Source organism: Desulfovibrio piger ATCC 29098, assembly GCF_000156375.1.
Lineage (GTDB): Bacteria > Desulfobacterota > Desulfovibrionia > Desulfovibrionales > Desulfovibrionaceae > Desulfovibrio > Desulfovibrio piger.
The window spans coordinates 869,684-888,899 of the sequence record NZ_DS996359.1; the positions used below are offsets into that span (position 1 = coordinate 869,684).

Annotated in this window: 16 protein-coding genes; 4 read left to right on the forward strand and 12 right to left on the reverse strand. The window is 63.0% G+C overall.

From position 1 onward, the window contains the following. Nucleotides 1–399: 399 nt before the first annotated feature. The 4 genes from DESPIG_RS10345 to DESPIG_RS10360 form a co-directional block, all read right to left on the reverse strand. On the reverse strand, nucleotides 400–1,071 hold the full coding sequence (locus DESPIG_RS10345) for an amino acid ABC transporter permease (RefSeq protein WP_006008344.1): 672 nt from the start codon (nucleotides 1,069–1,071) through the stop codon (nucleotides 400–402). A 1-nt stretch (nucleotide 1,072) separates the two neighbouring features. Then, nucleotides 1,073–1,822 carry an amino acid ABC transporter ATP-binding protein gene (locus DESPIG_RS10350; protein WP_006008345.1) on the reverse strand — a complete coding sequence of 250 codons (750 nt, stop codon included), beginning with the start codon at nucleotides 1,820–1,822 and terminating at the stop codon, nucleotides 1,073–1,075. Continuing rightward, entirely contained in the window at nucleotides 1,819–2,490 is a 672-nt protein-coding gene (locus DESPIG_RS10355; protein WP_370684894.1) for an amino acid ABC transporter permease, read from the reverse strand. The genes DESPIG_RS10350 and DESPIG_RS10355 overlap by 4 nt, the downstream gene beginning before the upstream one ends. A 230-nt stretch (nucleotides 2,491–2,720) precedes the next feature. Beyond that, on the reverse strand, nucleotides 2,721–3,464 hold the full coding sequence (locus DESPIG_RS10360) for an ABC transporter substrate-binding protein (RefSeq protein ID WP_006008347.1): 744 nt from the start codon (nucleotides 3,462–3,464) through the stop codon (nucleotides 2,721–2,723). A 168-nt stretch (nucleotides 3,465–3,632) separates the two neighbouring features. Here DESPIG_RS10360 and wbaP point away from each other — a divergent pair, with 168 nt between their 5' ends. Then, nucleotides 3,633–5,030 (forward strand): undecaprenyl-phosphate galactose phosphotransferase WbaP, encoded by a 1,398-nt coding sequence (wbaP, locus tag DESPIG_RS10365; RefSeq protein WP_040369820.1) that lies wholly within the window; start codon nucleotides 3,633–3,635, stop codon nucleotides 5,028–5,030. Nucleotides 5,031–5,248: 218 nt separating this feature from the next. Here the strand turns inward: wbaP and DESPIG_RS10370 are convergent, their stop codons facing one another. The 8 genes from DESPIG_RS10370 to lysS all read right to left on the reverse strand — a co-directional run bounded on the left by DESPIG_RS10370 (nucleotide 5,249) and on the right by lysS (nucleotide 15,875). Next, nucleotides 5,249–6,343 carry a glycosyltransferase gene (locus DESPIG_RS10370; protein ID WP_006008350.1) on the reverse strand — a complete coding sequence of 365 codons (1,095 nt, stop codon included), beginning with the start codon at nucleotides 6,341–6,343 and terminating at the stop codon, nucleotides 5,249–5,251. A gap of 1 nt (nucleotide 6,344) precedes the next feature. Then, the gene (gene fabZ / locus DESPIG_RS10375; RefSeq protein WP_006008351.1) at nucleotides 6,345–6,809 is read right to left on the reverse strand and encodes a 3-hydroxyacyl-ACP dehydratase FabZ; all 465 of its coding nucleotides are present in this window, start codon (nucleotides 6,807–6,809) and stop codon (nucleotides 6,345–6,347) included. A gap of 135 nt (nucleotides 6,810–6,944) precedes the next feature. Further along, entirely contained in the window at nucleotides 6,945–7,481 is a 537-nt protein-coding gene (locus DESPIG_RS10380) for an OmpH/Skp family outer membrane protein (RefSeq protein WP_006008352.1), read from the reverse strand. A gap of 106 nt (nucleotides 7,482–7,587) precedes the next feature. Continuing rightward, entirely contained in the window at nucleotides 7,588–9,471 is a 1,884-nt protein-coding gene (locus DESPIG_RS10385; protein ID WP_040369821.1) for an N-acetylmuramoyl-L-alanine amidase, read from the reverse strand. Between the two features lie 212 nt (nucleotides 9,472–9,683). Further along, complete coding sequence (bamA, locus tag DESPIG_RS10390) at nucleotides 9,684–12,458, reverse strand: outer membrane protein assembly factor BamA (RefSeq protein ID WP_040369822.1); 2,775 nt, start codon at nucleotides 12,456–12,458, stop codon at nucleotides 9,684–9,686. Further along, nucleotides 12,439–13,122, reverse strand: coding sequence for an ABC transporter ATP-binding protein (locus DESPIG_RS10395; protein ID WP_040369823.1), 684 nt, complete (start codon nucleotides 13,120–13,122; stop codon nucleotides 12,439–12,441). The genes bamA and DESPIG_RS10395 overlap by 20 nt, the downstream gene beginning before the upstream one ends. 2 nt (nucleotides 13,123–13,124) lie before the next feature. Further along, on the reverse strand, nucleotides 13,125–14,351 hold the full coding sequence (locus tag DESPIG_RS10400) for a lipoprotein-releasing ABC transporter permease subunit (protein ID WP_040369957.1): 1,227 nt from the start codon (nucleotides 14,349–14,351) through the stop codon (nucleotides 13,125–13,127). Between the two features lie 12 nt (nucleotides 14,352–14,363). Continuing rightward, on the reverse strand, nucleotides 14,364–15,875 hold the full coding sequence (lysS, locus tag DESPIG_RS10405) for a lysine--tRNA ligase (RefSeq protein WP_370684895.1): 1,512 nt from the start codon (nucleotides 15,873–15,875) through the stop codon (nucleotides 14,364–14,366). A 293-nt stretch (nucleotides 15,876–16,168) separates the two neighbouring features. Here lysS and DESPIG_RS10410 point away from each other — a divergent pair, with 293 nt between their 5' ends. The 3 genes from DESPIG_RS10410 (at nucleotide 16,169) to DESPIG_RS10420 (ending at nucleotide 19,171) form a co-directional block, all read left to right on the forward strand. Continuing rightward, nucleotides 16,169–16,732, forward strand: coding sequence for a glycine cleavage system transcriptional repressor (locus tag DESPIG_RS10410; RefSeq protein ID WP_006008363.1), 564 nt, complete (start codon nucleotides 16,169–16,171; stop codon nucleotides 16,730–16,732). Between the two features lie 59 nt (nucleotides 16,733–16,791). Further along, nucleotides 16,792–18,174 carry a PFL family protein gene (locus tag DESPIG_RS10415; protein ID WP_006008366.1) on the forward strand — a complete coding sequence of 461 codons (1,383 nt, stop codon included), beginning with the start codon at nucleotides 16,792–16,794 and terminating at the stop codon, nucleotides 18,172–18,174. Between the two features lie 298 nt (nucleotides 18,175–18,472). Beyond that, a complete protein-coding gene (locus DESPIG_RS10420) occupies nucleotides 18,473–19,171 on the forward strand; it encodes a DNA-3-methyladenine glycosylase family protein (RefSeq protein WP_040369824.1) in 699 nt (232 codons plus the stop codon). Nucleotides 19,172–19,216 lie beyond the last annotated feature (45 nt).

Here is a 19,216-nt window from a genome sequence, read left to right on the forward strand (position 1 = left end):
AGAGGTGTTCCCCCGCCCCTCAAACTCCTCACCCCCTCCCAGTGCACTTCAGCGGGGAGGGGGATTTTTTTATGGATAGGTGTAGAGAATATTTGGGGGCAAGCAGGAAAGGAACCATCAGATATTGCTGAAAAGGCACAGCAACTGAGGGAAGAGCGGCAGAGTTGCTGGAGAAGCCTTTCGTCAGATTTGGAACGATATCCTTGCAAACAAAGAAAGGCGCTGTCCGCGTGTGCGGACAGCGCCTTCGTTCTGGCCTTGCAGATAAGGTTCCTTCCCTGCATGTCGGCGCAGTCTTTCTGGATGAAACGCGCTGGGGGAAGGGAGGGGAGTCTGAGGGGAGGGGAACCCCCTCTCGCGTTGGCAGAGGGGGTTCCCCTCCCCTCAGGAAAAAGGAAACTAGCGGTTGCCGAAGCCGGGGATGCTGTAGCGCTTTTCCAGCCAGCGCAGGCACCAGGTGGCCAGAGAGACCAGGATGAGGTAGTAGAGGCCCACGGCCAGGAAGACTTCCGTATTGCGGAAGGTGTCCGAGGCCAGCACCTTGGCTTCGCTCATGAGTTCGTTACAGGTCACGAGCATGGCAAGGGAGCTGTACTTGATGAGATAGATGATCTCGTTGCCGCAGCCGGGCAGGGCACGGCGGGCGGCCTGGGGGATGACGATCCAGAACACGGTCTGGAAGGTGGTCATGCCCAGGGCCTGGGCGGCTTTGATCTGCCCCTGGCGGATGGAGAGCAGGGCCCCGCGGATGTATTCCGAATGATAGGCGGCGCTGCAGAGGATGAAGCTCAGCAGGGCGGCGCCGTAGGGTTCGAAATAGATGCCCATCTTGGGCAGGGCGTAATAGATCATCATCAGCTGCACGGCCAGCGGCACGCCACGGATGATGGCGGTGTACCAGTTGCCCAGCCGGCTGCTCCAGGGGCCACCGAAGGCCCGCAGACATCCCAGTGCCACGCCGCCCACGAAGCCCAGGATACTGGCCGGGACGATGAGGGCGATGGACACTTTCAGGCCCTGGTTGAGGGCCGGGATGACGTCCTGGGTGAAAAAGGGGATGTCGATGACCACGCTAGGCTCCCATATCCAGCAGGTGCGCGCAGAAGTCGCGGGTACGGGTGTTGCTGCCTTCGGCCAGCAGGGTCTCGGGCGCACCCTGTTCGATGATGACGCCACGTTCCATGAACAGGATCTCGTGGGCCAGGGCGCGGGCAAAGTCCATCTGGTGCGTGGCCATGATCATGGTCATGCCGCCCTTGGAGAGGTCACGGATGACGGAGAGCACTTCGCCCACCAGTTCCGGGTCCAGGGCGGAGGTGGGCTCGTCCAGCAGGATGACCTTGGGATCCATGGCCAGGGCACGGGCCATGGCCACGCGCTGCTTCTGGCCGCCGGAAAGCTGGGCGGGGTAGAGCAGGGCGCGGCGGGCAAGGCCCACGCGGGCCAGCTCGTCCATAGCACGTTCACGGGCGGCCGCCGCGGACATGCCGCGCACCTTGCGCAGGGCGATGGCAACGTTTTCTTCGGCGGTGAGGTGATCGAACAGGTTGAAGTCCTGGAAGATCATGCCCACCTGGGCGCGGAAGGCGCAGAGCTTGGACTTGTTGGAGAAGTCGAGCTTTTCGCCTTCAAGGATGATCTCGCCCTTGTCCGGGGGGATGAGGCAGTTGATGCACTGCAAGAGCGTGCTCTTGCCCGCACCGGAAGGGCCGATGAGGACCTTGAGTTCGCCGCGTTTCATGTTCAGGGAGCAATTGTCCAGGATGGACTTGCCGCCCAGGCTTTTGCTGATGCCTTTTACCTGCAAGACAACTTCGTTCATGCGTTCTTTACCCCATGCTGCGTGTTTTTGGCCATGCTGCCCACCGTGCCGGCGGAGTAGCCGGGGATCTGGACCTTGTTTTCCAGGCGGCGCAAGAGCTTGAGCACGATCAGCGTCAAAACGAAATAGATGACCCCGGCCAGGGCAAAAAATGCCAGATGTTCATGCGTACGCTGGGCCACGGCATTGACGCGGGCCATGATCTCCATGGTGCCCAGCAGGTAACAGACGGCGGAGTCTTTGAGGAGGATGGAAAATTCGTTGGCCCAGCCCGGGATGGAAAGGCGCAGGGCCTGCGGCAGGATGATGCAGGTGATGGCGGTCATATCACGCATGCCCAGGGCACGGGCGGCCTTGAGCTGCCCCTGGGGCAGGCTCTCGATGGCGCCGCGGAAGATCTGGGACTGATAGGCCGTGCTGATGCAGCCCATGACGAGGCAGGAGAGCAGGAAGGGCTCGAGGATCCAGCCCATGGAAAGGAAAAGCCCCTGGGAGAGGAAGAGCAGCACCAGGATGGGGACACCGCGGAAAAACCAGACATACAGTCCCACCAGACGGCGGGCCAGGGCGTTACCGTACACCTGCAGCACGGCCATGGGGACGCCCAGCACCAGCCCCATGCCCAGCGCCAGGGCCACCGAGCCCACGGTCACCAGCGTGCCGCCCATGATGAAGGGGAAGGCATCCACGATGGTATCGCCTACGATGGGGCGCAGGACGACGGCCAGGCAGAGCCAGGCCTGCATGAGGATATCCCGCAGGAAATCCAGGATCGCGCTGAAGGGAAAGATATCGGACATGAGAAAAACGGGCTGTATGGACATGGCGAACCGCCGCGACAAGGGCGGCGGTTCACCTTGGGAAAGCGGCACAGGCCGCTGTATCAGTCAGTAAGGGGTTACTTGCTCAGGTACTTGGCCTGCAGTTCCTTCCAGTAGGGATCGGCCTGCAGCTTGCGGAAGCCTTCGTCGATAAGGGCGCGCAGTTCCTTGTCGCCCTTGCGGATGGCCACGCCGAACTGGTCGGGTTCGCCATGCACGCCGGCCTTCTTCACGGCCTTGCCGCGGGCGATGGCGTCACCGGCGGGCAGGGAGTCCATGAGGGCGGCTTCGATGCGGCCGTTGACCAGGTCTTCCACGGCCAGCGGACAGGATTCATAGAAGCGCAGTTCAAAGGGATAGCCCTTTTCCTTCTGTTCCTGCTTGATGGCTTCAGCTTCGGAGGTGCCGCGCTGCACGCCCAGCTTGATGGGCTTGGACAGGATGTCGGCAGGGGTCAGCTTGGAGTCGGCAGGCACCAGGAACACGCGGGAGACTTCCCAGTAAGGATCGGAAAAATCCACCACCTTGCGGCGCTTTTCGGTGATGCTCATGCCGGAAGCGATCATGTCGATCTGCTTGTTGGCAAGGGCCAGCACGATACCGTCCCAGGCCACAGGCTTGTGGACGACCTTGAAGCCCATGGTCTTGGCGATCCAGTTCATGGCATCCACGTCAAAACCGGCGGGCTGGCCGGTCTTTTCATCGACATAGGCAAAAGGCGGATAGTTGGAGTCGATGCCGTTGACGTAGGTCTTTTGGGCAAAGGCCGGCACAGAGGCCAGCAGGCCGAACAGCAGGGCGCAAACAAAAAGTTTTTTCATGGTGCTTCCCTTGTAAAATGTGAGGGCCGGGTATAACCTGATGCCGTATCGCGCGGCAACAAAATTTTTTAGCAAAAGCCGCGCACGGGCGCAAGTGAGAAGGCGTCACAAAGCCGCTCTCCTGCCCGTCCCCGCCTTTTTCTTCCTTATCGGAGACCAGAAAACCTGATGGAATCCTCCCGTCTAGTACAGCGCATGCTGCAGGGCCTGGGGGTGCCACCCCGTGTCGTCCTGCTGGTGTTGTGCGACTTTCTTACCCTTTTGGCCTGTACCCTTTTGTTCGTGTGCCTGCGTGCCCTGTGGGGCGGCCTGGACATCACCAGCTACGGCTGGATGCTCTCCATGCTTTTGGTGGCACCGCTCATGGGGCTGGCACTGGGACTTTACGGAGGCATCTCGCTGCCTGCCTATGTGGAGAGCCGCAAGCTCTGCGCCATGACGTCCCTGACCTTCGGTCTCATCCTCGTGCTGCTGTTCGCGGGCAAGACCAGCGTGGCCTATTCGCGTATCGTGCTCGTGGGGGCCTGGCTGCTGAGCATCTTCCTCTTGCCGGTGACCCGGCGTTTCTGCCGTCATTACTTCGGCAGGTTCCGCTGGTGGGGCACGCCCCTGGTGATCCTTGACCGCAGCAATACGGGCCGGGAGCTGTGGCATTATCTCAAGCGTCACCCCTGGCTGGGCCTTTCGCCGGTGGACATCTTCACCCTGCCGCCGGACATGGAAAAGGCCAGACGTCAGCTGCGGGACGCGGAACGCCGCCATCCCGGGGCCATCGCCCTGATGCTGCAGCCGTCCGATGCCTATGCGGCCCGCTTCGTACACGAGGCCAGCCGCTATTTCGTCAAGATCCTAGTGGTGCCCGCCCAGAGCAGCGGTGTTCGCCAGCACTGGTTCCATGCCTGCGACCTGGGCACCGTGACAGGTTTCATGCTCATGCAGAACCTGCGCCGTCGCTGGCGGCAGCGTCTCAAGCGGGCCCTGGATCTTGTGCTCTGCCTGCCCGTGGTCCTGCTGGGCGCCGTGCCCGGGCTGCTGCTGTGCCTGCTGATCCGTTTGGACAGCCGGGGGCCTGTGCTGTACCGGCAACGTCGTCTGGGCAAGGACGGCAAGGCCTTTGACGTCTTCAAGTTCCGCACCATGCGTCAGGATGCGGACGAGGTGCTGGCCCGGTATCTGGAGGAGAACCCCGACCTGCGTGAAGAGTGGGAAAAAGACCACAAACTGAAGCATGATCCGCGCATCACCCGTGTGGGACGCTTCTTGCGCAAAAGCAGTCTGGACGAGCTGCCCCAGCTGCTCAATGTGGTACGGGGCGAGATGAGCCTGGTGGGGCCGCGCCCCATCGTGGAAGCCGAGATCGCCAAATACGGGGAAGTCTATGCGGACTACTGCCGGGTGCGTCCGGGCATCACGGGCCTGTGGCAGGTCTCCGGGCGGAACAACACGACCTATGCGGAGCGGGTCAATCTGGACCGCTATTATGTGACCAACTGGTGCATCTGGATGGATCTCTGGATCCTGGCCCGTACCTTCCCCGTGGTGCTCACCGGCTACGGCGCCTACTGACGGGGATGGAGGCCCCGCTCCCCGGCGGCAGATGGGCCTGCGGGACGCCGTAACCGTCGCGATCGTCGGGGAAAGCCCGCCCCATGCCGCATCACTGGCCGGATGCTGATTATCTCCGGCGTTTCCCGGATCGCGGACAGCATCGGGACAGTTCACACGACAAAAGAAAAGGACAGCCACGCAGGCTGTCCTTTTTTGTTTCCGGGGCTGTCCGTCTTTTACAGGCGGGCCATGGCGGCCTCCACCTCCTGGCGGAAGCCGGTCAGGAAGTTCTCGGTAGAGAATTTTTCCGCATGGGCATGCAGGCGCTGAGGATCGAAATCACCTTCGCACTGTTCGAAGCGGTGCAGGGCATCGGCCAGGCTCTCCGGGGTCTGCTCGGCGAAGAGCAGGCCGGTCTCGCCGTCCACCACGGTCTCGGTGGCCCCGCCGCGTCCGTAAGCGATGACCGGGACGCCGGCCGACATGGCTTCCACCGGGATGATGCCGAAGTCTTCCTCACCGGGGAAGAGCAGGGCCCGGCTGCGGGCCATGAGCTCGCGCACGGCGGCATCGTCCTGACGGCCCACGAAGCGGACGCTGGGGCCTGCCTTGGCCTTGAGCTGCTGCATCATCTCGCCGTCACCGGCCACCACCAGCGGTCGGCCGAGGCGGGTGCAGACCTCCACGGCCAGATCCACGCGCTTGTACGAGGCCAGACGCCCGAAGCACAGGTAGTGCTCTCCTCCCGGTTCCGCACGAGGCGTGAAGGCCTTCGTGTCCACCGGAGGATGGACCACGGCGGCCTCGCGGCGCCAGTATTTGCGGATGCGCCGGGCCACATGGCGGGAGTTGGCCACGAAGTGGTCCACCCGCTGGGCGCTGAGGCAGTCCCATTGCCGCAGGGAGGGCAGCAGCAGACGCATGGCCAGACGGGAGAGCCGTCCCGTGCTCCGCATGTAGGCCGGCCAGTTGTCCCACAGATAGCGCATGGGCGTATGGCAGTAGCAGACGTGCAGGCAGTCGGGCCGGGTGATGACGCCCTTGGCGGGCCCGGACTCGCTGGAGATGACCAGATCGTAGTCCGTCAGGTCCAGCTGTTCCAGGGCATGCGGCATGAGGGGCAGGTACTTTTTGTACAGTCTGCGGCTGGCGGGCAGGCTGTTGATGAAGGTGGTGCTGATCTTGTGCTGCCGGAATTCGGGCAGGAGCTTTTCCCTGTCCACCACATGGGTGAAGATGTCCGCCTGCGGGTAGAGGCGGCATAGGGCCTCCAGCACTTTTTCGCCGCCGGCCATGTTGACCAGCCAGTAATGCACCAGAGCGACTTTCATGCTAGGCCTTGGGGCGGTCGCCGATGGCGGCAGTGATCTGGGCCTCGGCGGCCAGCTTGCCGTCCACATAGGCGCGGGCGTCCATCTTGCAGAGCTTGAGCTTCATGCGGATATTGTCGCAGTGCAGTTCCAGACGATCGCCGGGCACCACCTGGCGGCGGAATTTGACGCCGTCCAGACCGGTGAAGAAGAAGAGCTTGTCCGAAAGGTCGCCTTCCATGCCGGAGACCGCCAGCAGGGCGCCGGTCTGGGCCAGGGCTTCAAGGATGAGCACGCCGGGCATGATGGGCGCGCCGGGGAAATGCCCCTGGAAGAAGGGCTCGTTGATGGTCACGTTCTTGTAGGCCTTGATATGGGAGCCAGGCACGCATTCCAGCACGCGGTCCACCAGCAGGAAAGGATAGCGGTGGGGCAGGATGGAGAGGATGCGCTGGATGTCCATGGTGATAGGCGTAGCGTCCGACATGGAAAACTCCTTTGATGGTATGATGGCGCAGTTTAGCCCGATGCCCGGCGCAAGACAAGGCGGCCTGCTGCCGGCGGGCGGGCAAAAAAAAGCCCCCTGCGGACAGGGGGCTCGAGATCCGGCTGTACGGGGCGCTTACTTGCTGCCCTTGGCCTTTTCGTCCTTGTGCATCTTGTTGACCTCGGCCAGCACGTCCTGGGTCAGGTCCATGGTCTGGTCGGCGTAAAGGACGCCGCCGGCGGTGATGTCCACCACGAAGTTGAAGCCCTTGCGCTGGGCCACGTTGTAGGTGGCGTTGAAGACCAGGGTGACCATATCCTGGCGCAGCTTCACTTCGTCCTGTTCCACCTTGCGCAGGAAGTTACGGGTCTTCTGGTCCAGTTCCTGCTTCTTGCGGATGAAGGCCAGCTTCTTTTCATCAGAGGCCTTGGGGCCCTTCAGTTCTTCGGCGGCTTTCTTCAGGGCTTCGCCCTGCTTTTCCAGAGCGGCGCGCTCCTTGCCGTACTTGCTTTCCATCTGCTTCTTGGCGGCCTGGGCAGGTTCGCTCTGGGTGGCGACGGCCTGCATGTCCACGACGCCGATCTTGGCGGCAGCAGGTTCAGCGGCATTGGCGGCAACGGCCCCCGCCATCATCAGGCAGACCGCAAGGGTCAGATACATCAGTTTGCGCATGGAAAAAACTCCCTTTGATCGAATGCTCCGCGGATCGAGGATGCCGCCAGGCAGTGATTGTGTAGATTTTCTGGTAGCAAGAGGGAAACCTCTTGTTTACCGTTCATCACATAGCACCAGAGGCAGGGGGCGTCAAGGAATTCTGGGCCGTGCGGTTCTGCCGCACCCGGTCGCTGTAGCTCAGGATGCCCTCGGCCAGACCTTCGGCCAGGATCATGCGGTAGCGGGCATCGAGCAGGTTGCGGGCCTCATGCGGATTGGAGCAGTAGCCCACTTCCACCAGGACGCAGGGCATGCGCGCGCCCAGCAGGACGATGAAGGGGGCCGCCCGGGTACCGTTGTCGCGCACGGTATAGCCGCGGCGCTTCAGGCGGGCCAGGGACTGTTTCTGGATGTCGGTGGCCAGCCGGCGGCTCTCGTACTGGCGGGCCGTGAGCATGCCGTCGGAAAGGATCTTCTGGACCTCGCCCATGTTCCTGTCGTTGCGGGCGTTTTCCTGGCTGGCCACGCGCACGGCGCGGGGGTCGCGGGAGATGTCCAGATAATAGGTCTCGAAGCCGTTGATGCCGCGGTCCTCATGGGCGTTGACGTGGATGGAGACGAACAGGTCGGCCCCGGCCTGGTTGGCTTTGCCCGTGCGGTCGCGCAGGCTCACGGCCACATCCTTGCGCCGGCTGTAGATGACTTCCAGGCCGTTGTCCTCCAGCAGACGGCCCAGCCGCAGGGCGATGTCCAGCGTGATGTTGCGCTCGACCACGTCGTTGTGGATGGTGCCCGGATCACGGCCACCGTGCCCGGCATCGATGAACACGCGCTGCACGGAAAGTCCCGGCTGTCCGGTCACCACATTGTTGACCCGGATGGTCTTGCCCTTGCCAGCGGAGGCATCCGCCAGCCGGCTGCCCGCAGCGGCGACCGGGGCCAGCTGCTGGCGCAGGGCCGTGGCCTGGGGGCGCATGTCGCCGCGGGGGTATTCCTTTTCCAGACGGGCCAGCAGGCGCATGGCCTCGGCGCGGTCCTTCAGTTCCTCGGCACTGATCTGGGCTGCCTGCAACAGGGCATCGTCAGCCAGGGCGCTGCCGGGGAATTCTTCCGGCACACGCAGCAGCAGGGTGCGGGCCGTGCGATAGTCGGCGGCAAGGTGGGAACAGTCGGCCAGGGAGCGGGCACTGACACCGGCACGGAACAGGGCAGCCGCGCTGACCGTGGCGTTGGGCCGGCTCTGGTAGACCTGCATGAAATCGCCCTGCAGGTTTTCCCAGGGTTCCCGCCAGCAGGAGCGGCGCTTGTCGGCGCGCAGGAGCTCCATGGTCTTCTTGGCATTCTCATAACGCTGCAGGGCTTGGCGGGCATCGTCGGCCGGGGGGGTGTCGGATATCTGACGGGCAGGCTGCACAGCAGGACGCGCGGCAGTCTTGGCCGGAGCGAGTTCCTGCTGCAGGCGGCGTGCTTCGGCGTACATGTCGCCGCGAGGATAGTCCCGGCAGAGCCTGTCCAGCAGTTCCAGGGCGCCCCGTGTGTCCTTGAGCCTGTCGGCCCGGATACGGGCGGCGCGCAGCAGGGCATCGTCGGCCAGACGGCTGCTGTCGTGCTGCCGGGCCACTTCCTCAAAGGTCCCGGCGGCTTTGCGGGCGTCGGAGATGGCGAAGGAGCGGCGGGAAAGTTCTTCGTAGCATTCCGCGGCCTTGAACAGGGCCGCCGGCCGGTTGGGCCAGGTCGCGGCATTCTGGTGGATGGCATGGAAGGCCGAGGCCAGTTCTTCCCAGGGGGCACGCTGCATGCCGCGCTTGGTGTCTTGGCGCAAGGTGTCCATGTCGTCCTTGGCGGCTTCGTAGCGCTGCGCGGGGGAGAGAGTGGCGCCATGGCTGATGGTGTGGCAGAAGGCCGCCAGCAGGGAAAAGGCCAGGATGAATCCCAGAGGAGGCAGGATACGGGCCATCATGCCGGGGGACTGGGGACGGGGAGCGGGGGTGACTTTTTTCCTGGCCATGACACAGAACTCGCTGGATAGTGGCTGCTCCCGGGAGGGGAACCTTGCCGTAGCCTTTACTTTGCAGGTCGTGTGCCATTAATGTTTTTTATTAGGATAATCAGTGTATTATGAGCATGTATCTCGACTGTAGCCGGTGGAGCGTCTGTTTTTCGACATAAAAAAAAGCTCCCCGAAGGGAGCTTTTTTGACGCGGAAGGGATCAGCCCGGCCTAGAAGAACTGGCCCATGCTGAATTCCAGACGGCCCTGCTCGCGCTCGCCGTCGTAGTCCTTGGACAGGGGGTAACCGTAGGCCAGGCGCAGGTCGCCCATGGGCGAACGCCAGCGCAGTTCCAGACCGGCGGAGTAGACGATCTTGTCGTTGAGGTCGTCGGCCATGGTCTTGTGGTCGATGTTGAAACCGGCATCGAAGAAGGGCACCAGGGCCAGGCCCATGTCCTTCTGGAAGGTCCAGATGTATTCCACGTTCAGCACGCCCATACGGTCACCACCGATCTGGTCGCCGCCGTACTTGTCGTCGCGGGGCGAAAGGTCGGAGTAGGAGTAACCGCGCACGGTATCCATGCCGCCCAGCCAGAAGCGCTCGAACACGGGCACGCGGCTGCTGGTGTTCTGGAACACGCCGCCCACGCGGGCACGCAGGTGGAAGGTGTTCTCGGGATTGATGGACCAGAAGCCCTGCCAGTCGGCCACGGCCTTGATGAAGTTATCGGTACCGCCCAGACCGCCGCCGCCGTATTCGGCCCACAGACGGGCGATGGTGCCCTTGGTGGGACGGGCGCGGTCGTCGGTGGTATCGCGCAGGATGCGGGCGGAGATGGCGCTGGTCCAGTTGGTGCCCTTGTAGTCGGAGATGTAGGGCGAAGCGTCGGCATCCACGTCATACAGGTCGTAGCGTTCCAGACGGTAGCCCAGGCCCACGGAAGTGTATTCACCGATGGGATAACCGAAGCGGATGGTGTCACCGATGGTTTCCTTGGTGAAGTCGTCCCAGTAGTCGTAGATGTAGTAGATGTCGTTGCCGAAGGACAGGTCGGTGTCGTAGATGCGCGGGTTGGTGAAGGAGAGCACGCCCGACGTACGGCGCCAGGAGAAGAAGCCCTGCAGCTGCACCTGATAGCCGCGACCGAAAAGGTTGCGCTCCATGATGGAGGCCGTCACACCCACGTCATAGTAGGTGGAGTAGCCGATACCGCCCATGAGGGCACCGGTGTTGTCTTCCTTGACCTTGATCTTGAGGTCCACTTCGTCGGGACGGTCGGTGGGGATCAGTTCGCTGTCGATGGCGGAGAAGTAGCGCAGGCGGTTCAGACGCTCGGCGGAACGGCGCATCTTTTCACCGTCGTACTGGTCACCGTCGCCCAGGCGCATCTCGCGCAGGATGACGTTGTCGCGGGTCTTGGTGTTGCCGTCGACCATCAGACGGCGGATGAAGACCTTTTCCTTCTTGTTGACCATGTAGCCCACGTCCACCATGGGCTCGTCGCCTTCCACCTTCATGACGCGGGTATCCACCTCGGCAAAGGCGTAGCCGCGGTCGGTGTAGAAGTTGGTCAGGCGCTTGCTGTCTTCCTGCATGACGGTGATGGAGAAGTAGTCGTTGTCCTTCTTCCATTCGTCCATCTCGACCACGTCCAGCATGGCCTGTTCTTCGTCGATGATGTCACCGCCGAACTTGATCTCGCGGATCTTGTAACGGGGGCCTTCATGGACCTTGAAGGTCACATAGATGCCGTCTTCCTTGTACTGCACGTCGGGAGCGGCCACCTGGATGTCCACGAAGCCCTGGTTCAGGCCATAGGCGGCGATGGCGTTGGTGTCACGCTCCAGGTGCTCTTCCTTGAGCACGCCGGTACCGGTGAACCAGGAGAAGATATTGCGGGGCTTCAGGGCCAGGTACTTGTCCATGTCGCCCTTGTCCAGCTGCTCCAGGCCGTCGATCTTGACTTCCTTGATATAGAGCTTGTTGCCTTCTTCCACCTGGATGACCAGCACGGCGCCGCGGCCGCCGGAGCGGCTGTCCAGACGGTAGCTGGAGCGGGCCAGGTAATAGCCTTCCTTGCGGTAGAGCTCGTTGATTTTCTGCAGGTCGTCGGCGATGAGCTGTTCGTTGAGCACGTTGCCGGACTTGGTGCCCATGGCGGCGATCACGTCCTCGGCATCGATCTCGTGGCTGCCTTCCACGATGAGGTTCTCGATGCGGGGCTTTTCCGCCACGGTGAAGACCAGCACGTTGCCTTCCATGTGGGCCTGGACGTCGCTGAAGTAGCCCAGTTCCCAGATGCGCTTGACTTCTTCGTTGATGTCGTTGGCAGAGGGAGTGTCGCCTTTGCGGATGGAAAGGCGCATGAGGACCACTTCGGGGTCCATGACCTGCAGGCCGCGCACCTGCACGTCGGCCAGGGCGCCCTTGGCGGTGCCCATGGGCACGAAGTCGGCGCGGCCGATGGGGTCGGTGGGTTCGGTGCGGGGAGCGCTGCTGGCCGCAGGGGCCGCAGCCGGAGCATCGGCACCGGCCAGCATGCCGGAAGCCTGACCGGCCATGGCGGCGGCGCATTCATTAAGGCTCAGCAGGGAGGGACGGTCGAAGTTGGCAGGCCTGGCCTGACCTTCGTTCACCGGCACCAGCAGGGACTGCAGGGCAAAGCCTTCGCCGTTCTGCGTGAAGCTGCCGAACAGCACCAGGTCGGCTCCCGCTTTCTTGCCCAGTTCGCGGGCGGCGGCCATGTCGATGCTGCCGCCGCGGGAGGACAGCAGGCTGCGGGCCTTGTCCATGGGGATGACGGACAGACCGCGCTGCTGCATCTCCGTACCGATGATCTGCGGCACGTCCCGGGCCGCGTTGGGCATCTCAGGGCCGGCAGTGACCTGGAAGGGCAACACCAGCACCGTGTTTCCCGCGGCCTGCAGCGGGGCGGCTCCCCACAGGCAGGCCAGCAGGGCGAAACAGAACAGGCCCAGCCAATTACGCAAATGTTTTTTCATACAGAGTCCCCGCTCTCAGTTCCAGACTACGATTCATGGTAGCGGCCAACTCGCGGTTGTGGGTGACAATCACGAGGGTCATGCCCAGTTCGCGGTTCAGTTCGCGCATCAGGGTACTGACCTGCTCACCAGTATTTTCGTCAAGGTTGCCCGTGGGTTCGTCAGCCAGCAGCACCCTCGGGCGCAGCAAAACGGCACGGGCAATGGCTACCCGCTGCCGCTCCCCGCCGGACAGGGTGGAGACCTTGCTCTCCACACGGTGGGCAAGGCCCACGCGTTCCAGCATGGTGCGGGCATCGGGCAGCACATCGGCCCGACAGGCACCGCCTATCAGGGCCGGCATGGCCACGTTTTCCAGGGCCGAGAATTCCGGCAGGAGATGATGGAACTGAAACACGAAGCCCAGCGTCCTGTTGCGGAAGCGGGCTTTTTCGTCAGGCTTCATCTCGGACATGTCCCGGCCGTCAAAAAAGATTTTTCCACTGCTTGGAGTATCAAGAGCCCCCATAAGATGCAAGAGGGTACTCTTGCCGGAGCCGGAGGTCCCCACGATGGCCAGCGACTCCCCTTCTTCCACGGAGAGGTTGATATCCTTGAATATCTCCAGGTTCTCCGGGCCGGAGAACCGCTTGCCCACATGTTCGAATTTGTAGAGCTCGGCCATGATCACTCGTAGCGCAGGGCTTCCGCGGGCTCAAGGCGTGCGGCCTGCCGCGCCGGGTACAGGGTTGCCAGGAAACAGAGCAGCATGGCGCTGGCCCCGATGATGAGCACGTCCTGCCAGGTGATGATGATGGGCAGGTGGTCCAGGGTATAGACGTTTTCGGGCAGCTTGATGAAGCGGTAACGCTTCAGCGCCCAGCCCAGGCTCAGGCCCATGCCGTAACCCAGCAGGGTGCCCACGAAGCCGATGATGGTGCCCTGGAGCATGAAGATGCGGCGGATCATGGAACGGGTGGCGCCCATGGACATGAGGATGGCGATGTCGCGGGTCTTCTCCATGACCAGCATGACCAGGGAGGTTACGATGGAGAAGGAGCCGATGAGCACCACCATGGTCAGCAGGATGAACATGCCGATCTTTTCCAGCTTGAGGGCCGCGAAAAGGTTGGCGTTCATCTCCATCCAGTGGCGCACATAGAAGGGGGAGCCCAGGGTGTCCTGGACGCTCTGGGCGATGGCGTCGGCCTTGTAGACGTCGTCCACCATGATCTCGATGCCGGTCAGGAAACCGTCGGGCAGGCCGAGGATGTCGCGCGCGGCCTTGAGGTCCACGAAGGCCAGGGTGGCGTCGTATTCGAACATGCCGGTCTTGAAGATGCCCACCACCTCGAAGGGACGGATGCGCGGCGAATAGCCGGTGGCGCCCTTTTCCCCGGAGGGGGAGAGCAGGTTGACGCGGCTGCCCAGGCCGATGCCCAGACGTTTGGCCAGCTCCTCGCCGATGACGATGCCCGGCGTGCCCTCACGCTTCAGGTCGGCCACGGAGCCGCGGCGGATCTCGCGCAGCATGCTCAGGACCTTGGGCGCGCTTTCGGGATCGATGCCGCGCAGCACCAGACCTTTGACGCCGCCGGCGGCGGAGAGCATGACTTCCGTATAGATGAAGGGCGTGGCGCCGCGCACATGTTCCACGGCCTCCACCCGCTGCACCAGGTCGGGGTGCTGCTGGAAGGCCGCGGGCACATACGACATGACGATGCCGTGGGCATTGGCGCCGATGATCTTGTCACGCATGTCGGTGGTCAGGCCGTTGTAGACGCCCAGGACCACCACCAGGGCGCCGACGCCGAGGGCGACGCCCAGGATGGACATGATGGAGATGATGTAGATGAAGGTCTGTTTGCGGCGCGAGAACAGGTATCTCAGCGCCACAAACAGCTCAAAGGGCATGCGCATGCTTGTTTAGAACTCCGGACGCAGCAGCGGGAAGAGGATGACTTCGCGGATGGAGGCGGAGTCCGTCAGCAGCATGACGAGGCGGTCGATGCCGATGCCTTCGCCGGCTGCTGGGGGCATGCCGTATTCCAGGGCGCGCAGGAAGTCCTCGTCCATGGCGTGGGCTTCGTCGTCGCCGGCCTCCTTCTCGCGCACCTGCTCTTCGAAGCGCAGACGCTGGTCCACGGGGTCGTTGAGCTCGGAGAAGGCGTTGGCCAGTTCACGACCGGTGATGAACAGTTCGAAACGGTCCGTCAGGTCGGGATGCTCGTTGTTGCGGCGCGACAGGGGCGAGATCTCGGTGGGATAGTGGTAGATGAAGTGGGGCTGGATCAGCTTCTCTTCCACGTCCAGGTCGAAGAGCTTGGCGTGCAGCTTGGGCAGGCTCTCGCTGTCGGTGGCCTTTTCGCCGCGGCTGCGGATGTAGTCGCGCACCTTGTTGTAGTCGTTGTAGAATTCGGGGCTGTGGCCGCCGATCTTGGTCAGCGATTCGTAGAAGGACATGCGGGTCCACTTGCCGGGGGTGAGGTCGATCTCCTGGCCCTGGTAGGTGATGACCGTGCCGCCGCAGACCTTGTTGGCCAGACGGGCGAAGAGCTCTTCGGTCAGGTCCATGAGGTCGTGGAAGTTGGCGTAGGCCCAGTAGAACTCACAGGAGGTGAATTCCGGGTTGTGGCGGGTGTCGATGCCTTCGTTGCGGAAGTTGCGGTTGAGTTCGAAGACCTTCTCGAAGCCGCCCACCAGCAGACGCTTGAGGTACAGCTCGGGCGCGATGCGCATGTAGAGCTTGAGGTCCAGGGCGTTGTGATAGGTCTCGAAGGGACGAGCGGCGGCACCACCGGCCACGGCCTGCATCATGGGAGTCTCCACTTCCATGAAGCCGCGTTCTTCGAGGAAGCGGCGGAACTCGCTCACGATCATGCTGCGCTTGCGGAAGATCTCGCGGGCGCGCTCGGTGACGATGAGGTCCACGTAGCGCTGACGGTAGCGGGTCTCCATGTCCTTGAGGCCGTGATACTTTTCCGGCAGGGGACGCATGGAGCGCGTGATGAGCTTGAGGTTGCGACAGGAGATGGTCAGCTCGCCCGTCTTGGTGTGGAAAAGATGGCCGGACACGCCGACGATGTCGCCCACGTCCAGCTTCTTCACTACATTATAGACTTCTTCGGGCAGCTCTTCGCGGCTGGCATAGCACTGGATGCGGCCGCTCTCGTCCATGATGTGGAAGAAGGCCACCTTGCCGAAGGAACGCAGCGAGACGATGCGGCCGGCGATGGCGAACACGTCCCCCTTGGCTTCCAGCTCCTCGGCGCTCAGGCTGCCGAAATTGTCCAGCACCCAGCTGACGGCATGTTCCTTGCGGAAATCATTGGGGAACAGCGGCACACCGGCGTCCAGCAGGTCACAGGCTTTGACGACGCGGTTTTTGATGACTTCGTTGAGCATGTCGCGCTCGGCAAAGCCCTCAAGCATGGGCATGAAATAGGCGGCGTGCTGCGACTTGGTATTCAGCTTGATCTTTTGCTTCTTAGGACTCTTTTCCCGGTTTTCCACTGCAAACTCCTGCTTCGGGCATGGCCCGGCCCTCTTTCGGGCTCAACGGTTGAATGGCTAGAGGTATGCCATTCAGGCCCCGTCGTCAAGGTTCCGGGCCGGGGGACCTCTGCTGTGGAAGGGTGCCTTTCGGCCGGGAAAATGATAAAGTGGTCATACTTGAATTTCATTGAAGCATAGTTTACCGTTTTCAAAACGTAACCCCGCAAGGACCAAACATGAAAAAATTGACCATCTCCTTTCTCGGCCGGGACTGCCCCGGCATCGTCTCCGCGGTAAGCCAGATCCTCGGGCAGACCGGCTGCAATATTATCGAGGTCACCCAGACCATCCTTTGCGGTGAGTTCGCGGCCATCTTTATCGTCCAGGCCCCTGAAAACGTGACGGAAGAATCCCTGCACACCCAGCTGGCCCTGGGCCTGGTGGATGCCAAGCTCGACCTTTCCGTGCTGGTGCGCCCGGCCGTGGAAGGCCGCTGGGAAGACTCCGTGGTCAGCCAGCCCTTCGTAGTCACGGTGGACGGCCCCGACCGCCCCGGCCTCATCGCCGCCATGAGCCGCGTCTTTGCCCGTCACGGTGTCAACATCGACAGCCTCAAGGCCGTCCTGGGCCAGGATCACAGCAACCACGCCCTGTTCGTGTTCGAGGTCAAGGTCCCCGAAAATGCCGACCTCGGCCGCCTGCGTCGCGAGCTGGCCAGCGAAGGCCAGGCCCAGGGCCTGCGCGTCAGCGTGCAGCACCGCGACATCTTCGAAGCCGTCCATCGTATCGGCTCCTTCTAGGATCCCGTCCGTCCCGGAGCGCGGCAGGACCGCCTCCGCAAGTATCATAAGGAATATCCATGCTTTCTGAACGCGAAGTTATCAATACGCTCAACATGCTCCGCAACGAGCATCTGGACGTGCGTACCGTGACCCTGGGCGTGAGCCTGTTCGACTGTGTCAGCCACGACATCGACCTCTTCACCGGCAACGTCAAAGCCAAGCTGCACCGCTATGCCTCCCAGCTGGTCAACGTCTGCAACGAAGTGGGCGACAAGTACGGCATCCCGGTGGTCAACAAACGTATCAGCGTCAGCCCCATCGCCGTGGTGGGGGCCCCCTTCGGCCCCGACGGCATGGTGCGCGTCTGCCAGGCCCTGGACGAAGCGGCCAAGGAAGCCGGCGTCGACTTCCTGGGTGGTTTCTCCGCCCTGGTGGAAAAAGGTTTCGCCAACGGCGACCGTGCCCTCATCGAGGCCCTGCCCGAAGCCCTGGCCACCACGGACCGCATCTGCTCCTCCATCAACGTGGCCTCTTCCCGCTCCGGCATCAATATGGATGCCGTGGCCCTGATGGGTGAACAGATCCTCAAGGTGGCCCAGGCCACGGCCGACCGCGGCGGTCTTGGCTGTGCCAAGCTGGTGGTCTTCGCCAACATCCCGCAGGACGTGCCCTTCATGGCCGGTGCCTACCTGGGCGTGGGCGAGCCCGACGTGGTCATCAACGTGGGCGTTTCCGGCCCCGGCGTGGTCAAGAAGGCCATCGACCGTGCCCTGGAGCACAGCCGCAACGGCGGCAAGCCCATGACCCTGCTGGACGTGGCTGAAGTCATCAAGCGCACGGCCTACAAGGTGACCCGTGTGGGCGAGATGATCGGTAACGAAGTGGCCCAGCGTCTGGGCCTGCCCTTCGGCGTGGCCGACCTTTCCCTGGCTCCCACCCCGGCCGTGGGCGACAGCGTGGGCGAGATCTTCCAGAGCGTGGGTCTGTCCAGCATCGGTGCGCCCGGCACCACGGCCGTGCTGGCCATGCTCAACGATGCCGTGAAGAAGGGCGGCGCCTTCGCCTCCTCTTCCGTGGGCGGCCTGTCCGGCGCCTTCATCCCTGTTTCCGAAGACTCCAGCATCGAGGCGGCGGCCACCTCCGGCCTGCTGAGCCTGGAAAAGCTGGAAGCCATGACCAGCGTCTGCTCCGTGGGCCTGGACATGATCGCCATCCCCGGCGATACCCCGGCCAGCACCATTTCCGGCCTTATCGCCGACGAAATGGCCATCGGCATGATCAACCACAAGACCACGGCCGTGCGCGTCATCCCCGTGCCCGGCAAGGGCGTGGGCGAGGAAGTGAGCTTCGGCGGCCTGCTGGGCAAGGCGGCCATCATCCCCGTGCCCAAGGGCGACGCCAGTGCCTTCATCGGCCTGGGTGGTCGTATCCCGGCCCCCATCCACAGCCTGAAGAACTAGCCGGCAGGCAATGACAGTAAAAAAGGACGGGATCTTTTCCCGTCCTTTTTTGTTTTGGGGCAAAAGGCGTCCGGCTCCTCCGGACGTCCGGGGCGGTGGCCGGGATACGGGGGCAAGCGTGGTGACGGCTCATGCCGGGGCAGGCCCTCTCTTATCGTTGATGTATCGGCAGCGGCATCCCCGGCAAATGGAGAGAGCGTTCCTTCTTTTGAGAAGGTGGGTCGCTTTGTCCCGTGCGTGGCATCAGGAGGACAGGAGCGATGGCCGGAAAAGGCCGGACAGACAGGAGAAGCGAGTGATGCCGGAAGGGAATTTTTTCCACTACGATCAGGCGGCTGTGGAGCATCTGGCGCGCAAGGACAAAAAACTGGCAGCGGCCATGCAGGCCATCGGCCCGGTGCGGCGGGAGGTCATGCCGGATCTTTTCCAGGCCCTGATGCATGCCATCACAGGCCAGCAGATCAGCATGGCTGCCCAGCGCACGGTCTGGGGACGCCTGTGCGCCCTGCTGGGGGAGGTCACACCGCAGGCCCTGCTGGCCCAGCCTCCGGCCGCCTTGCAGGCATTGGGACTTTCCGCGCGCAAGGTGGACTACATGCGCGGCATCGCCCGGCAGGTGGTGGACGGGGAACTGGATCTGCCGGGCATGGCCGCTCTGGACGATGCCGAAGTCTGCCGCCGTCTTGCCGCCCTGCGGGGCATAGGAGTCTGGACGGCCGAGATGCTGTTGCTGTTCTCCCTGCAGAGGCCCGACATCCTGAGCTATGACGATCTGGCCATCCGGCGCGGTCTGCGCATGCTCTACCGGCACAAAGAGATGCCGCGAGAGCGCTTTGAACGGTACCGTCGACGCTTCTCGCCCTATGGCTCACTGGCTTCGCTGTATTTGTGGGCCATCGCAGGCGGGGCCCTGCCGGAGCTGGATGACCCGGCGGAAGGCAAAAAGGGGAGTGGACGTTCTTCCAGGCGTGCCCGGGAAGCAGCGGTAAAGGCCTGAGCGGCGTCCTTTCTTTTATGGAAGCACGCCTTCCAGCCTTTAAGC

Bases quoted from the DNA above. Each gene is read 5' to 3' on its own strand.
- DESPIG_RS10350 (WP_006008345.1), bottom strand. From the start codon at position 1,822: ATGAACGAAGTTGTCTTGCAGGTAAAAGGCATCAGCAAAAGCCTGGGC.
- DESPIG_RS10355 (WP_370684894.1), bottom strand. From the start codon at position 2,490: ATGGGCGGCACGCTGGTGACCGTGGGCTCGGTGGCCCTGGCGCTGGGC.
- DESPIG_RS10360 (WP_006008347.1), bottom strand. From the start codon at position 3,464: ATGAAAAAACTTTTTGTTTGCGCCCTGCTGTTCGGCCTGCTGGCCTCT.
- wbaP (WP_040369820.1), top strand. From the start codon at position 3,633: ATGGAATCCTCCCGTCTAGTACAGCGCATGCTGCAGGGCCTGGGGGTG.
- DESPIG_RS10370 (WP_006008350.1), bottom strand. From the start codon at position 6,343: ATGAAAGTCGCTCTGGTGCATTACTGGCTGGTCAACATGGCCGGCGGC.
- fabZ (WP_006008351.1), bottom strand. From the start codon at position 6,809: ATGTCGGACGCTACGCCTATCACCATGGACATCCAGCGCATCCTCTCC.
- DESPIG_RS10380 (WP_006008352.1), bottom strand. From the start codon at position 7,481: ATGCGCAAACTGATGTATCTGACCCTTGCGGTCTGCCTGATGATGGCG.
- DESPIG_RS10385 (WP_040369821.1), bottom strand. From the start codon at position 9,471: ATGGCCAGGAAAAAAGTCACCCCCGCTCCCCGTCCCCAGTCCCCCGGC.
- bamA (WP_040369822.1), bottom strand. From the start codon at position 12,458: ATGAAAAAACATTTGCGTAATTGGCTGGGCCTGTTCTGTTTCGCCCTG.
- DESPIG_RS10395 (WP_040369823.1), bottom strand. From the start codon at position 13,122: ATGGCCGAGCTCTACAAATTCGAACATGTGGGCAAGCGGTTCTCCGGC.
- DESPIG_RS10400 (WP_040369957.1), bottom strand. From the start codon at position 14,351: ATGCCCTTTGAGCTGTTTGTGGCGCTGAGATACCTGTTCTCGCGCCGC.
- lysS (WP_370684895.1), bottom strand. From the start codon at position 15,875: ATGCCCATGCTTGAGGGCTTTGCCGAGCGCGACATGCTCAACGAAGTC.
- DESPIG_RS10410 (WP_006008363.1), top strand. From the start codon at position 16,169: ATGAAAAAATTGACCATCTCCTTTCTCGGCCGGGACTGCCCCGGCATC.
- DESPIG_RS10415 (WP_006008366.1), top strand. From the start codon at position 16,792: ATGCTTTCTGAACGCGAAGTTATCAATACGCTCAACATGCTCCGCAAC.
- DESPIG_RS10420 (WP_040369824.1), top strand. From the start codon at position 18,473: ATGCCGGAAGGGAATTTTTTCCACTACGATCAGGCGGCTGTGGAGCAT.